The 14,703-nt window shown below is 28.3% G+C and carries 14 protein-coding genes; 4 read left to right on the plus strand and 10 right to left on the minus strand.

Annotation, left to right across the window (positions count from 1 at the left end; translation table 11 throughout):
• Positions 1-136 precede the first annotated feature (136 nt).
• The 6 genes from dhaL to J2S18_RS10185 form a co-directional block, all read right to left on the minus strand.
• Positions 137-760, minus strand: a complete 624-nt coding sequence (dhaL, locus tag J2S18_RS10160; RefSeq protein WP_307486615.1) for a dihydroxyacetone kinase subunit DhaL — start codon at positions 758-760, stop codon at positions 137-139.
• A gap of 17 nt (positions 761-777) precedes the next feature.
• Positions 778-1,773, minus strand: a complete 996-nt coding sequence (locus tag J2S18_RS10165) for a dihydroxyacetone kinase subunit DhaK (protein WP_307486617.1) — start codon at positions 1,771-1,773, stop codon at positions 778-780.
• A 29-nt stretch (positions 1,774-1,802) separates the two neighbouring features.
• Positions 1,803-2,459: a class II aldolase/adducin family protein gene (locus J2S18_RS10170; protein ID WP_307486619.1), complete on the minus strand. Its 657-nt coding sequence runs from the start codon at positions 2,457-2,459 to the stop codon at positions 1,803-1,805.
• Positions 2,460-2,531: 72 nt separating this feature from the next.
• Positions 2,532-3,896 (minus strand): PTS galactitol transporter subunit IIC, encoded by a 1,365-nt coding sequence (locus J2S18_RS10175; RefSeq protein ID WP_307486621.1) that lies wholly within the window; start codon positions 3,894-3,896, stop codon positions 2,532-2,534.
• Positions 3,897-4,031: 135 nt separating this feature from the next.
• A complete protein-coding gene (locus tag J2S18_RS10180) occupies positions 4,032-4,322 on the minus strand; it encodes a PTS sugar transporter subunit IIB (protein ID WP_307486622.1) in 291 nt (96 codons plus the stop codon).
• Positions 4,323-4,360: 38 nt separating this feature from the next.
• The gene (locus J2S18_RS10185) at positions 4,361-4,834 is read right to left on the minus strand and encodes a PTS sugar transporter subunit IIA (RefSeq protein WP_307486624.1); all 474 of its coding nucleotides are present in this window, start codon (positions 4,832-4,834) and stop codon (positions 4,361-4,363) included.
• Between the two features lie 244 nt (positions 4,835-5,078).
• Between J2S18_RS10185 and J2S18_RS10190 the strand changes: the two genes are divergently transcribed.
• From J2S18_RS10190 to J2S18_RS10205, 4 genes are all read left to right on the plus strand, one after another.
• Positions 5,079-5,276, plus strand: a complete 198-nt coding sequence (locus J2S18_RS10190) for a hypothetical protein (RefSeq protein WP_307486626.1) — start codon at positions 5,079-5,081, stop codon at positions 5,274-5,276.
• Positions 5,277-5,290: 14 nt separating this feature from the next.
• Positions 5,291-8,071 carry a sigma-54-dependent transcriptional regulator gene (locus tag J2S18_RS10195; RefSeq protein ID WP_307486628.1) on the plus strand — a complete coding sequence of 927 codons (2,781 nt, stop codon included), beginning with the start codon at positions 5,291-5,293 and terminating at the stop codon, positions 8,069-8,071.
• An 81-nt stretch (positions 8,072-8,152) separates the two neighbouring features.
• A complete protein-coding gene (locus tag J2S18_RS10200) occupies positions 8,153-8,929 on the plus strand; it encodes an SDR family NAD(P)-dependent oxidoreductase (RefSeq protein ID WP_307486630.1) in 777 nt (258 codons plus the stop codon).
• An 11-nt stretch (positions 8,930-8,940) separates the two neighbouring features.
• Positions 8,941-9,744: an HAD family hydrolase gene (locus J2S18_RS10205; protein WP_307486632.1), complete on the plus strand. Its 804-nt coding sequence runs from the start codon at positions 8,941-8,943 to the stop codon at positions 9,742-9,744.
• A 93-nt stretch (positions 9,745-9,837) separates the two neighbouring features.
• On the opposite strand, the gene J2S18_RS10210 is transcribed toward J2S18_RS10205, so the two are convergent.
• The 4 genes from J2S18_RS10210 to J2S18_RS10225 all read right to left on the minus strand — a co-directional run bounded on the left by J2S18_RS10210 (position 9,838) and on the right by J2S18_RS10225 (position 14,621).
• On the minus strand, positions 9,838-11,388 hold the full coding sequence (locus tag J2S18_RS10210; RefSeq protein WP_307486634.1) for an ABC transporter permease/substrate-binding protein: 1,551 nt from the start codon (positions 11,386-11,388) through the stop codon (positions 9,838-9,840).
• Entirely contained in the window at positions 11,381-12,517 is a 1,137-nt protein-coding gene (locus J2S18_RS10215) for a betaine/proline/choline family ABC transporter ATP-binding protein (RefSeq protein ID WP_307486635.1), read from the minus strand. The genes J2S18_RS10210 and J2S18_RS10215 overlap by 8 nt, the downstream gene beginning before the upstream one ends.
• A 198-nt stretch (positions 12,518-12,715) precedes the next feature.
• Positions 12,716-13,897, minus strand: coding sequence for an ABC transporter permease (locus J2S18_RS10220; protein ID WP_307486637.1), 1,182 nt, complete (start codon positions 13,895-13,897; stop codon positions 12,716-12,718).
• The gene (locus tag J2S18_RS10225) at positions 13,890-14,621 is read right to left on the minus strand and encodes an ABC transporter ATP-binding protein (RefSeq protein WP_307486639.1); all 732 of its coding nucleotides are present in this window, start codon (positions 14,619-14,621) and stop codon (positions 13,890-13,892) included. The genes J2S18_RS10220 and J2S18_RS10225 overlap by 8 nt, the downstream gene beginning before the upstream one ends.
• Positions 14,622-14,703 lie beyond the last annotated feature (82 nt).

Consider the following 14,703-nt stretch of genomic DNA (forward strand, 5'->3'; position numbering starts at 1 on the left):
ATTTCTAGATAATAAAAAAATATTACTGGAATCTAAAATTTCCAGTAATATTTAATTTCTAAGAAACCATATTACACAAAATAATCTACAGTCTCAAGTTTTAGACTTAATTTAAAGTGTTATTTTTAATAAGTGGTTAATTTAAACTATTGTATATACCTTTAATTATAAATTTTACAGCAGTTGCACCAGGGTCAGGATTTCCTATTGATTTATCACCATAATAAGCTGCCCTTCCGTGAACTGATTTCATTGTTATAGTTTCTTCTACACCATTAGATGCAGCTAAATAAGCTTTTTCAAAGGCATCTTTTATAGATAATCCTTTAGAATTACTTTCTTTTAATGATTTAACTGCTGGGTATAATGCATCTAGCATAGTTTTATTTCCTATTTTAGTTTTACCGACTTCAACTACACCATCTACTGCATATTCTCCAAAGTTAACTATATCATTAAGAGTAATAGAAGACTTACCTTTGAAGGCTTTTGAACCTCTTATAAGACATATAGAAATAAGGGTCCCCATTGTTGAAGGAACAACACTATTCATTTTCATACCTAGTTTCATAGTTGCAAGTCCTAAATCAGAACAGTCTAAATTATCAATTTCATTATAAAGAGCAGAGAAGCCATTATACATTGTAAGACCTAAATCTCCATCTCCCATATTTCCATCAAGTTCTATTAAATAATTTTTTTCTTCTTCAATGGAAGAAACTATTCCACTAAGAACTTTTTTTAAGATTTCTTTATTCAAAGTTTTCCCTCCTTACTCTACATACCTTGTCTAAAAAATGGAGTATAAGCATTAAAATCAATTAATTCTTTTAATTCATTATCAAGTTTAAGTAATGATATAGACATACCTGCCATTTCTAATGAAGTAGCAAACTCTCCAATATAATTTTTATAGATTTTTATATTATGGTTACTTAATATTTCAGAAGCTTTTCTATAAGCTAGATATAATTCTTCCTTTGGAGTTGCTCCTAATCCATTTACTAAAATTGCAACTTCACTATTTTTAAAATCCATATCATTTAGAATTCTACTTAATAATTCATCAACTATTTCATCTATTGTTTTTAGGTTTTCTCTAGTTATACCTGGTTCACCGTGAATTCCAATTTCCATTTCATTATCTTCAATTGTAAAGGTAGGTTTGCCAGCCTCTGGAACTGTACAAGGTGATATTGCAACTCCCATTGTTCTCATGTTATTTATAGCTTTTTCAGTAACAGTTTTAACTTCTTTTAGGTTGTACATTTTTTCAGCAGCAGCACCTGCCACTTTATAGGCAAAGAATAGGCCTGCAACACCTCTTCGTCTATGTTCTTCTCCTTTAGGAGCAGAAGCAACGTCATCTGTTACCAACACTTCTTCAACATTAATATTATCCATAGAAGCTAGTTCTTTTGCCATAGCAAAGTTCATAACATCTCCACCATAATTTCCAAAAAGATGAAGAACTCCAGCTCCTGAATGGATTGCCTTATCAACTTCATACATACATTCTGCACTAGGGGATGCAAATACATTTCCAACAGTTACACCATCACAAAGTCCATAACCTACATATCCTAAAAATACAGGAAGATGTCCTGAACCACCTCCAGTTGCAATGGCAACCTTACCTTCTTTTTTATTATCGGATCTAACTAAGCATCTGAAATTATTATTAACCATTTTTAAACTCTCTGGATGTGCAAGAAGTATACCTTCAACAGTTTCTTTTACAAAATTTTCAGGTTTATTAATTAATTTTTTCATACTTACCTCCCTTTAATAATGAAAATAATTTATTTTTTTAAGTTTATTTGATCTGGATATTTCCATTTTGCAAGTTCTTCATCTGAAATGTATTCAGGTTCTTTTAATCCATTAAGCATTAATGTTCCATAATATATTTCAGCAACTTCTTCCACATATATAGCTTTTAATAATGCTTCGTGAATATCATCTTTATCAACAGCAAGTACTCCATGTTTAGCCATTAAACAAACATCAGATATTTTCATTGGTTCAATTATACTTTTAGCAAGTTCAACAGTTCCAGGTCTTCCGTATGGAGCTACAGGAACTTTTCCACCGTAGCTTAATACTTCATATATAACTGGTTTAATTTCTTTTTCTAAAACAGCAAACATTGTTGCAAATTTTGAGTGAGTATGAGCTATGCTGTGTACATCTTCTCGAGTTTTATAAACTTCTAAGTGCATTAATAATTCACTTGTTGGTTTTAATCCAGTTTCAGCTTCAATTAAATTTGCATCTAAATCTACTACACAAACATCTTTGTATGTAAGCTTTTCTCTATCAATACCAGATGGAGTTACAACTACATATCCAGTTTCTTTATCTCTAATACTAAAATTACCTGCCTTATGTTTACAAAGTCCTATATCTTGAGCTTTTTTAGCAACTTCAACTACTGATTTTTTTAAATCTTCTAACATAATATTATCTCCTTACTTATCCTAAAATTTTATTAGTACTAAGGACCATCATAGGGATGGTCCATTATTTTTTTATTTTGACATTTCTTCATCTAATTTTGCATTTCTTTTCTTCATATATTTTGCATAATATACAAAACATAATATCCATAATCCAAAGAATAATAATCCTATAAATTTTCCGTTTATTACATTCATAGCTTCAGCTAGTGACCATCTAAATGTTGGAGCTTCAATTCCAAACCAGCTTAATAATTGTCCAGCTGGAACATTTATAGTTCCTACTTGTTTAGCTAATTCTGTAAACATTGTACTGAAATTAGAAGCACATAATAAATATATTGGAGTAACTACTGTACCTAAAATTAACATTCTAAATAAGTTTCCTCCTGTAATTATAAGAGTTGGAACAACCATACCTATATTTATAATAGCTCCAAGTGGTAATACGTTATTTACACCAGCTTTAGATAAAAGTATTGAAAGTAATAACTCAATTGGAACTAAAAGTATTGCTGCAACCCATACTTCTGATAATCCTGCCATAAAAGGCCAGTCTAATCCGATGTAGAATTCTCTACCTTTAAATTTATTTTTCATAAAGCTACTTACAGCATCTGCAATTGGAGCAAGTGCTTGCATAAATAATTTAGCAACCATAGGGAAAAGAACTAGTGATGTTGAAACTTGAATAGCTACAGTTAAGATTTTACTTAGATCATATCCAGCAAAGGCAGCAATTAGTGCACCTACTAAGAAACCCATAACTGAGTTTTCGCCAAATACTCCAATTTTCTTTTTTAAGATTTTAGCATCTAATTTTATATTATTAATTCCAGGAATGAAATCTAAAATTCTATTTAATGGAGCTAATATAACACATTGTAAAGTCATCATATGTGGACATGTTACACCTGGTATATTAGTTAATTTATTAATTTGTTTTGCAGTTAAGTCTGCATTTTTAAGTTCTAATACTACTTGAATTGAAGCTGCAATAAGTCCTAAAGGAACACTACCTGTAACTGCAGTTACAATTGTTGCAGTTAAAATTTTTCCCCAAACATTCCAAAGGTCAACATTTAGGGTACTTGTCCATCCAAAAGCTAACATAACTAGGTTAATAACTATTTGAATTGGGAAAACTGTTAAGGCATAAGGCCAAGCCCAAGCTATTGCTGACATTGGAGCCCAACCTACATCTATTGCATTTAAATGAATTCCAGTGTTATTAACAAAAGCAGAAGCTGCTGGACTTATTGATTTGAACATGAAGTCAAGTATTACACTCATTCCAGTAAAGGCGATTCCTAAAGTTAATCCTGCAGTAATAGCTTTTTTAACCTTCATTTTCATACATAAACCAAGTATTATCATTATTAAAGGTAAAAATACAGCTGGACCTAGACCTAATATATAATCTAATATTGCTTTCACAATAATTCCTCCCTTAATCTTTAAAAATTAATTTAGCTATTTAAATAGCTTTATATTTATAATTTCTTATTGTATAATTTAGTTGTGATTTAATTTATTTGTACCTTGATGCTTTAATGCTGATGGGTCTTTTTTTTATGCATTTATAAATTCTTTTAATTTTTCGAATTCTTCATCCATTCCCATTCCAGTTAAAAATGCTAATCCATTTATAGTTGGTTTATCAATGTCTAATGCACCAGCTGAAACTATTGAAACATAAATATCACATTGGTCTATTATGCTTTCTAGTGATTTAATATCTACAGCTTCAACTACTGCTGGTAAACCTTCATCCTCAATCATATTTGAAATTTTTGATGCAACTGTTTGTGATGTTGCAACTCCTGATCCACATGCTACGTAAATTCTTTTTGTTCTTCCCATTTTTAATTCCTCCTTAAAATTTAATAGATTTAATAATTTTATTTTTGATTAATAAGTTCTGATAAATTTTTGTATATCTCATTAAGATCTTTACTAGTATTTAATATTTCTAGTCTTTCTTTTTGAGAGAATATACCCATTAAATTACTTAATGTATTTACTTGGGTTTTAGGGTCGTGAATAAGTAACATAAATATAAGTTTAACGTTTACATCATTCTCTCCAGTTCCCATTTCCTTAAATACAACTGGATTTTTTAATCTTGCAAAAAATATTGCTCCCTTTTTAACATGAATTGAATCTGTATGAGGGATTGCTATTTCAATATCATTAGCCTTTAACCCAGTTGGATAGATTCCTTCTCTTTTAATTAGGTTTTCATAGAAGGTATCTTTTACATATTCCTTTTCTTCTAAAATACCTGCCATGTGTCTTAAAATTTCTTCTTTTGAATTTGCCTCATAATCTAATAGGATTAAATCTTTTGTAAAAAGATTATTTTTTCCTGTCATGATTACACCTCCTGTCTTAATGTCTGTGCTTATATATAGAGCAAATATTGTGCCAAAATAGTGCATAGTCTTCTAAGTAGCTATTTTATCAGATTTAAAAAAATTACTATGCACTAATGAATTTTTACTAATAAATAGTGCATAAGTATTAAAAAATTAAAATTTATATATTGGTTGAAATGTTAATAATAGTATGATAATTTGTAATTAATAAAAAATATTTTATTAAGGGGAAGTGAATTTTATGAAAGCAAAAACTTGGTTTTCTTTAGTAGTTGTTTGTGCAATATTGTTAACTGTATCTTTTGCAACTAGTAATATTATAATTGCAGCTATAAGTTTAGGTATGGCTTTATATTTGCAAAAGGTAAAATCAAAAGTAGAATTTCCGAAGAATTTTATTAATATGAAAATTATAAGCTTTAAAAATTCTAATAAATAAAAAGGGGGTTTAACATGTCTCAAAAAGATCTCATCTTAGACTTCATTAAGGAAAATACTACAAAAGATAAATTGATTGAGAACTATTTAAATTCAAGAGATATGGGCGTTAGTGCAAAGTCTATTGAAAAGGTATTCAATATTGTACGTAATAATAGTAGTACTATTCTTAATAGTTTATACAAAGAAGGATATTTAATAAAAATAACAAGTAGACCAGTTACCTTTTTGCATAGAGATAACGTTTTAAATTTTAATTTATCAAAAAACACATATACATTAGGGGAATTTGAAAAGATTCTTTCTAGTTTCAAAAAAGAAGTGCCATTAGATCCTTTCAGTAAACTTATAGGATATAATGGTTCTCTTCAAAATCAAATATTAAAAGCAAAAGCGGCTATATTATATCCACCAAATGGGCTTAATACATTAATTTTAGGGGAAAGTGGAGTGGGAAAAACTACCTTTGCTGGACGTATGTATGAGTTTGCAAAATTGAATAAAAATACAATGAAAGAAGTTCCGTTTATTTCATTTAACTGCTCAGATTATTTTAATAATCCACATTTACTTTTATCTCAACTTTTTGGACATGTAAAAGGAGCATTTACTGGTGCTGATTCTGATAAGGAAGGATTAGTTGAAAAGGCAGATGGAGGAATTTTATTTTTAGATGAAATACATAGGTTACCACCAGATGGGCAAGAAATGCTTTTTTATTTAATAGATACTGGAGAGTTTAATAGACTTGGGGAAACATCAAAAAATAGAAAAAGCAATGTAATTATAATAGCAGCAACTACAGAGGATCCAGATGATGTTCTTTTAAATACATTTTCAAGAAGAATTCCTGTAAGTATTAAACTGCCTTCTTTTTGCGAGAGAGACTTAAATGAAAGAATGGCTGTTGTACAAGATTTATTTCTAGGAGAGGCACTAAATCTTAATAAGAAAATCATTATTTCAGCAGAACTTTTAAAGGCAATTTGTCTGTATGATTTTAGAAAGGGAAATTTAGGACAACTATATTCGGAAGTTAAGTTAATATGTGCTAAAGGCTTTTTAAATTATGTAAAAAATGAAAGTGATAATATATATTTAAGTTACGATATGCTTAATAAAGACATTATATATAATTACTCTTTAATGGATGATATATCTAAAAACTTCTTTTCTTTTAAAAACAGCAAGATTGTTTTAGATCCTAAAAATACATCAAAAGACCATTACTCAATTTCAAATACATTTGATGGGAATATTTATGATTTAATATATAATAAAACAACATCTTTAAAGGATTTAGGTTTTAAGGATGAGGAGATAACTAAGGAAATAACAGATATTATAAATATACATTATGATACACTTTTAAATAAATTAGAGGATAAAGATATAAATATTGAGCAATTATATAAGATAATAAGAAAAGATATTGTAGACTTTTCTTCTAAGGTTATAAATTATGCATCTATGGAATTACAAAATACATTCACTAATCAATTTATATTGATATTATCTCTCCACATTAAGTCTTTATTAAAAAGATTACATGATGGTAATTATACAAAAAAACTAGACTTAACAACAATTGAAAAGAAATATCCTAATGAGTATTTAGTATCAAAATATTTTTTAAGGGAGTTAAATTCATATTTTAATGTTAATGCACCTGAAGATGAAATAGGATTTTTAACATTACTTTTAGCAAATAATCAAGTTAAGTTTGAAAGTGGAGCAATAGGAATACTTGTAATGTGTCATGGGGATAGTACAGCAAGTAGTATGAGTAAAGTTGCAAATAACTTATTAAAATCATCTTTAGTTAGAGCAATAGACATGCCTCTAAATGAAAAGGTAGATGATATTTATAAGAGAGCCCTTTCAACAATTAGAGCTATGGCTCCAGATGAAGGTGTTTTATTACTTACTGACATGGGATCTTTAACTGAGATAGGGGAGAAAATATCTATTGAAAGTAATATAAAGATAAAAACTGTAACAAATGTAACTACATTAACTGTTTTAGAAGCCTTAAGACAAGTACTTTTAGGAACATATTCAATAGATGAGATTTACCATAATTTGAAGGACTCCTTTGGAAATTCAAGTAATGAAGAATATAAGAAAAATGCTATTTTAACTTTATGTACTACAGGTCAAGGCTCTAGCCTTATAGCTAAAAATATGATTAATGATATTATAAAAGATAGCAATTTAGGTGATATTGAAATTATAGCTTTAGAATATGATGAACATTTATCAAAAATTTCAGAGCTAATGGATTCTTATAAAGTTTTAGCTTGTATTGGTAACTTTAGACCAAAGGTTGATATACCATATTTCCCTATACATAAATTATTTAGCAAAAGTTTTTCAAAGCAATTTACTGATTTTATAGAAAATAGAATAAGAAATGATAAGAACAATAAAAGTTCTAATGAAGATGAAAATTGTGATAATCCATATGAGGCTGCAACTAAAATATTAATAAAATATATAAAATTTTTAAACCCATACTTTGTTGTAAAATCAATAAAAGAATTTGTTATAAACTTAAATGACCCAAGAATAAATGATGAAAATCTCGTTGATTTAATATTACATATTGGATGTATGTTAGATAGGTGTATTCAAGGAAATTATGCAAAATTTGATAGGATAGAAGAGTTTAAAGGTATATTTTATAATGATTTTAATAAGGTAAAAGATTGTATATCAATATTAGAAAAAGAATTTAATATGGAAATTACAGAAGATGAAATATGCTATATAGTAAAGGTATTAAATAGAGATTAAAAAGTGGCTTAGCCACTTTTTTTAATGTAACAAAATAGGTTATAATTTATAAAGAAGATAGATTTAAAGAGAGGAAATATTATGGGTAAAAAATCTTATACTTTAATAACTGGAGGTACAAAAGGGATAGGTTTAGAACTTGCAAAATTATTTGCAAAGGATAGAAATAATTTATTATTAGTTGCAAGAAATGAATTAGAACTAGTGAAAATTAAAGAATCTTTAGAAAAAGAATTTAATATATGTGTAAAAATTTTAGGGTTAGACCTTAGTGTGGATAATGCCTGTGAAAAACTTTTTAAATTTGTGGATGAAAAAAATATAGTTGTGGATAACTTAATTAATAATGCAGGTATAGGTAGTTTTGGTTATTTTGATAATGTTAGTGAGGAAAAGGATATTAATCTTATAGAAATTAATATTGTAGCTTTAACAAAACTTATTAAATATTTTCTTCCTAAAATGAAGGAGAGAAAACAAGGTGGAATACTTAATGTAGCTTCAACAGCAGCCTTTGTTGGTGGACCTAAAATGAGTACATATTATTCTTCAAAGGCTTATGTTTTAACTTTATCAGAGGCTCTTTATGAAGAAGGAAAGAAATTTGGAATTAAGGTATGCTGCCTTTGTCCTGGTCCTGTAAAGACATCATTTCAAGAAAATGCAGGTATAATTAAATCTGAAAAAGCAAAAAAATATTTAATGGATGCAGACTTTGTTGCAAGAGAGGGTTATGAGGGCTTTAAAAGAGGAAAAGCTATTATAATACCTGGATTTAAAAATAAATTAATGGTAATTGGTACAAAATTTTTACCTAGAGGTATAATAAGAAAAATAATTTTTAGTACAAACAAATAGGAGGACAGGGAATGGGGATTTTTGACGGACATATTTTAGTTTCAGATATGGATGGGACTTTATTAAATGATGAAAGAAAAATATCAGAGGAAGATAAAAATTCTATAAAATACTTTATAGATAATGGCGGACTATTTACTATAGCAACAGGAAGAATGTTACCTGCTGCAAGTAGGTTTGCAAGGGAACTTAATTTAAGTTTACCTATAATTTTATATAATGGAAGTAAGGTTTATGATTATTCCACAGAAAGTGTTGTTAAGGAACACTTTTTAGAGGAAGAGAGAAAAGCTGTGATACATAAATTACTAGAAGAAAAGGCTGATATAGGAATAGAACTTTACTGCGAAGAGAATATTTATATATTTAAATCCTGTAAATATACAAGTAGATTAAAAAGTCTTGGTTATAATGTGATTTTTGATATAGATGAGGATGTTTGGAATAAAAAATGGACTAAGATTTTAATCCTTGGGGAAAAGGAAGTTATTGATAACCTAGAAGAAGGTTTTGAAAATAAATATGATAGTGAGATTCCTATAAGAAGTGGAGAAAAATTTCTTGAAGTTGTGCCTAAATATACTTCAAAGGGAAAAGCTCTTATGGAATTAGTTGAAGCATATAATTTAAATGATTTAAAGACTATAACTGTTGGAGATAATATGAATGATAAAGAGCTTATAGAAAATGCCACCTATGGCTTTGTAGTTAAAAATGGTAATGAGAAGCTTTTAAACAATATAAAATATACAGCTCCAAGCAATAATGAAAGTCCTATTACTTATATTGTTAATTGGATAGAAAATAATAAATAAGATATTTGTTAAAAACAAAAAGGTTTTTCTAAATTTTTAGAAAAACCTTTTTTAGATTATTTTATTAAATATACTGTGTTTTAAAATAGTTTCTTATTTAATTAAACCTTCTTTAACTAAGAAATCATGAGCAACACTTTCAGGTGATTTACCAAGGACATCTACCTTATAATTAAGCTCTATCATTGTTTTTTCATTTATTCTTCCAGAAAGAGAATTAAATACATCTTTTAAGTCAGGATGTTTTTTTAAAGTCTTTTCATTAACTAGGGGAACTGCATAATAAGGTGCAAAGAAATTTTTATCATCCTTTAATACCTTAAGGTTAAATTTTTTAAGAAGTCCATCAGTTGAGAAGGCATCAACTACTTGGCACTCATTATTTTTTAATGCAGAGTATCTAAGGCTTCCGTCCATTGCTTTAACATTTTTAAATGATAAGCCATAATCCTTAGATAAACCTATTAAACCATCATCTCTATTTTCAAACTCTAAAGTAGGAGAAAGAGTTAATTTATTATTATATTTAGCTAAATCTGATATTGTATTTATTCCATATTTACTAGCTAATTCTGGTAACATAGCTAGAGAATAAGTATTATTAAAACCAATTGGATCAAGTAAAGTTAATCCATAATCCTTTTTCATAGTAGTATTTACATAATTATAGGCTTTATTAGCATCTTTAATAGGTTTTCCTTTTATAACATTTAATAAAAGAGTTCCAGTATAGTCAACATACATATCTAAATCACCAGAACGTAGTGCACTAAAGGCAACTGAAGAGCCACCAAGATTTAATTTTTTTTCTACTTTATAATCAGTTTTTGCTTCTACTAAATCAGCATACATATTTCCAAGTATAAGTTGTTCAGTAAAATTTTTAGAACCAATTACTATTGTATTTTTTTTACCTATAAATATTGAACTAAAGGTTGAAAATAAAACAGCTATAATAAGTAATGCTCCTATTATTTTAATTGCAATAAAATTCTTCCTTGGAGCTTTTGGGTTTAATCCAATAGGAGTAACTAAAGCTTCTATTTTACCAAATATAAAATCTACTATTAGAGCAAGTATACAAGCAGGTATAGCTCCAGCTAATATCATATTATTATTTACAGTTTGAACTCCTGAGAATACTAAGTATCCAAGACCACCAGCACCAATAAATGCAGCAAGAGTCATAAGTCCAACAGCAGTAACAGCAGAAATTCTAACTCCAGCCATTATTATTGGAAGTGCAAGAGGTAATTGAATTTTAAATAAAGTTTGATTTTTTGTAAGCCCAATTCCTTTAGAGGATTCTAAAATAACTGGATCAATACTTGTAAGCCCTGTATATGTATTTTTAACAATAGGCAATAATGAATAAATAACAACCATAAATATTGCAGGAGTGCTACCTATTCCAAGAAGTGGGATAAGAAGTCCAAGTAGTGCCATTGATGGAACTGCTTGAATTAAATTTACAAAACCAATTATAGGTTTCTTAAGGAAAGACACTCTAGAGACGATTATACCTAGAGGAACTCCAATTATAATTGCAATTAAGATAGAAGTAAGAGTTAAAGAGATATGTTGAAGTAGAAGATGAAGTATCTGTTCTCTTTTTGAAATTACAAATTCAAAGAAACTACCCAAGAACACTCACCTCCATATCAAGAAATTGTTCGCTTAATATTGAAAGTAAACTACTTCTAGTAATTAAACCAACTAATTTATAATCAGAATTGGTTACAGGTACATATCCAATAGAATATTCATTCATAACATCTAGTATATCTACTAGGCTATCATTTTCATTAACAGTAATAAGTTCTTTGCTCATAATATTACCAAGAGGGGTTGATTTTTGGTGAGTTGATTTTATATCTTTTAATGTTACTATACCTTTTAAGAAATGTTCTTTATCTACAACTAATAAGCTATCAACTTTACTTGTTCTCATAATTTCAATTCCTTGAAGTATAGTTCTTGATCCAATAACAGAAACTGGATCTTTTATCATAATATCATTAGCTTTAATATATTCAGGATTATTCCAAACTCTATCAGAACCAATAAAATCTCTAACAAAGTCACTGGCTGGATTCCTAAGAATATTTTCTGGGGTATCATATTGTGCTATTTTACCATTTTTCATAATACATATTTTATCTGCAATTTTTAGTGCTTCATCCATATCATGAGTAACAAATATTATTGTTTTTCGTAATTCATCTTGAAGAGTAAAAAGTTGATCTTGAAGAGAGGTACGCGTTATTGGATCTAAGGCACTAAAAGGCTCGTCCATAAGTATTATTTCTGCATCTGTAGCAAAGGCTCTAGCAACACCAACTCTTTGCTGCTGACCACCACTAAGTTCCGATGGATATTTATTTAAATAATCTTTAGGGGATAGGTCAACCATCTTTAAAAGATTTATTGTTGTTTCTTCTATATCTTTTAAAGATTTCTCCTTTTTTAATTTTGGTATAAGCTCTATATTTTCTTTTATAGTTAAATGAGGAAACAATCCTGTATTTTGTATTACATACCCTATATTTCTCCTAAGAGTTATAGCATTTTCCTTCGAAAGTGGTTTACCATTAATAAAAATTTCTCCAGATGTGGGAGTAATTAATTTATTAATAAGTTTAAGTGTTGTAGTTTTTCCGCATCCACTGGAGCCTATTAAAACAACTAAACTTCCACTTTCAATAGATAAGGATATATTATCTAATATTGTAGTATTACCTATTTTTTTTGATATATTTTTAATTTCTATCATAAAAAACCTCCTTTAAAACTGACAACTTATTTATAAATATAAGTTGGTAGTTGCAATTATAACATTAGAAAAAGTAAAATACAAATTTAAAAAGTTATTTTACTACATATATAAACGTTTTCTTAGAGTGAGCTGCTTATTTAAAAAAAATAAAAAAATAATGAGAATTATATAATATAATCCCCATTATTTTTAAAATTATGCTCTAAATATTACTTCCTCTCTTGAGAACATGTATCTAGCAAAAAGTACAGCAGCTACAACATAAATTATGTGCCAACCAAATACTATTGCTATATGAGTTGGGTTATATATTCCAACCATAACCTCTTTCATAAGGGCAACTGAATTTGCAATTGGTATATTAAATATAAGCATAGAAGTATTTTTAGCATCCATAAATACAGGTACATATGAAAGAATCATAAATGGCATTACAAGACCTGAAAGGTAAGTTCCAGCCTCTTTAACTGATTTAGCATAAAGACTTACACAAGTTTCTAATGAGCAAATAGCAATTAGTAATAATAGAGAGATTAAAAGTATTAAAGCAATACTTGTTCCATTAAGGGCAAGAGGGAATCCACCTTCCATGCCAGGAATATTTTGCATTGCAAAGTACATAGAACCAAGACTCAGTATTAGTGCAATAGCTGAAACCACACTCATTGCAATAATTTTACCCCATAAAAGAGCACTTCTATTACAAGATGTTGAAAGTAATGGTTCTAAAGTATTTCTTTCCTTTTCTCCAGCTCCAAGATCTGCTGCAATTGCAAGAGTTGGTGAAATCATAAGTATTATTATTAATGAAGGTATCATACTACCAAAGCCACTAGCCATAGGGTTAACATTTCCATCTTTAGTTAATCCAGATTTAACACTTACATCAAAAGGTTTAAGTATTGAAGGATTTATACCCTTAGCAGTTAATTTATCACTGACTATTTTATCTGATAATCCGCTTAAAAGTTTTTCAACAATATTTGATGCTATCTGAGAATTATTAGAGTTTTCATCAAATAATATTTGAAGATCTGTTTTCTTTCCTTCTGATACTAGCTTGTCAAAGTTTTTTGGAATATTAATAATAAGCTGTACATCCCCATCTTTTAAAGCCTTAGAAGGATCCTTTACATCTTTTATATTAATATTACTTTGAGATTTTAGTATATTTGCTACACTTGAATTTAAATCTCCTTCCATAACAATATTAATATTTTGAGAGGCTTTCTTTTGAGTATCTTCCATTCCCTTAAACATAATATTAAATATAAGAGGGAAAATTAATATTGGAAGTAGGATAGAAAATATAATAGTTTTTCTATCACGGAAAATATCCTTTAGTTCTTTCTTAAAGACTATAAAAAAATTATTCACGAGCCTCACCTCCAATTAAAGATACAAAAACTTCTTCTAAATCTTCACTACCATATTTAATTTTAAGAGTTTCTATATTACAATCTTCTAAAAGTTTACCTTTATTAATAATAACAACTCTATCACAAAGTTTTTCAACTTCTGCCATTGAGTGACTTGAGAAAAGAATAGTTTTACCTTCCTCTTTACATTTAAGTATAAAGTCATGAACTGTTCTAGCTGCTGTAACATCAAGACCAGTTGAAGGTTCATCAAAAAGCATAACGCTAGGACTATGAACTATAGAACGTGCTATAGATACCTTTTGTTTCATTCCTCTTGAAAATTTAGCTACTCTCTTGTCAATAAACTCATCCATTCCAAATCTTTTGGATAATTCATTAATACGTTTATCAGCTGTTTTATTGTCTATTCCATAAAGGTTAGCAAAATATTTTATGTTTTCCCTTGCAGTTAATCTATCATATAGACCTACATCTCCTCCAAAAAGTATTCCAATTTCTTTTCTAACTTTAATAGGTTCCTTAGATGCTAAATATCCATTAACTGTTGCTTCACCAGAAGAAATTTTAAGCATTGTTGATATCATTCTAAGAGTGGTTGTTTTACCAGCCCCATTTTCTCCAAGTAAACCAACTATTTCTCCAGGCTTAACTTGGAAGGTGACATCATCAACAACTGTATTATTTTTAAAAGTTTTCGTTAAATTATCTACCTTTAACATTATTAATCCCCCTTGCATTTACTATGTGTAATATATTACCATAAATATGTTATGAAAAAATAATATCATTAAATTCAACAAA

Source organism: Eubacterium multiforme, assembly GCF_030813415.1.
Taxonomy (GTDB): Bacteria; Bacillota; Clostridia; order Clostridiales; family Clostridiaceae; genus Clostridium; species Clostridium multiforme.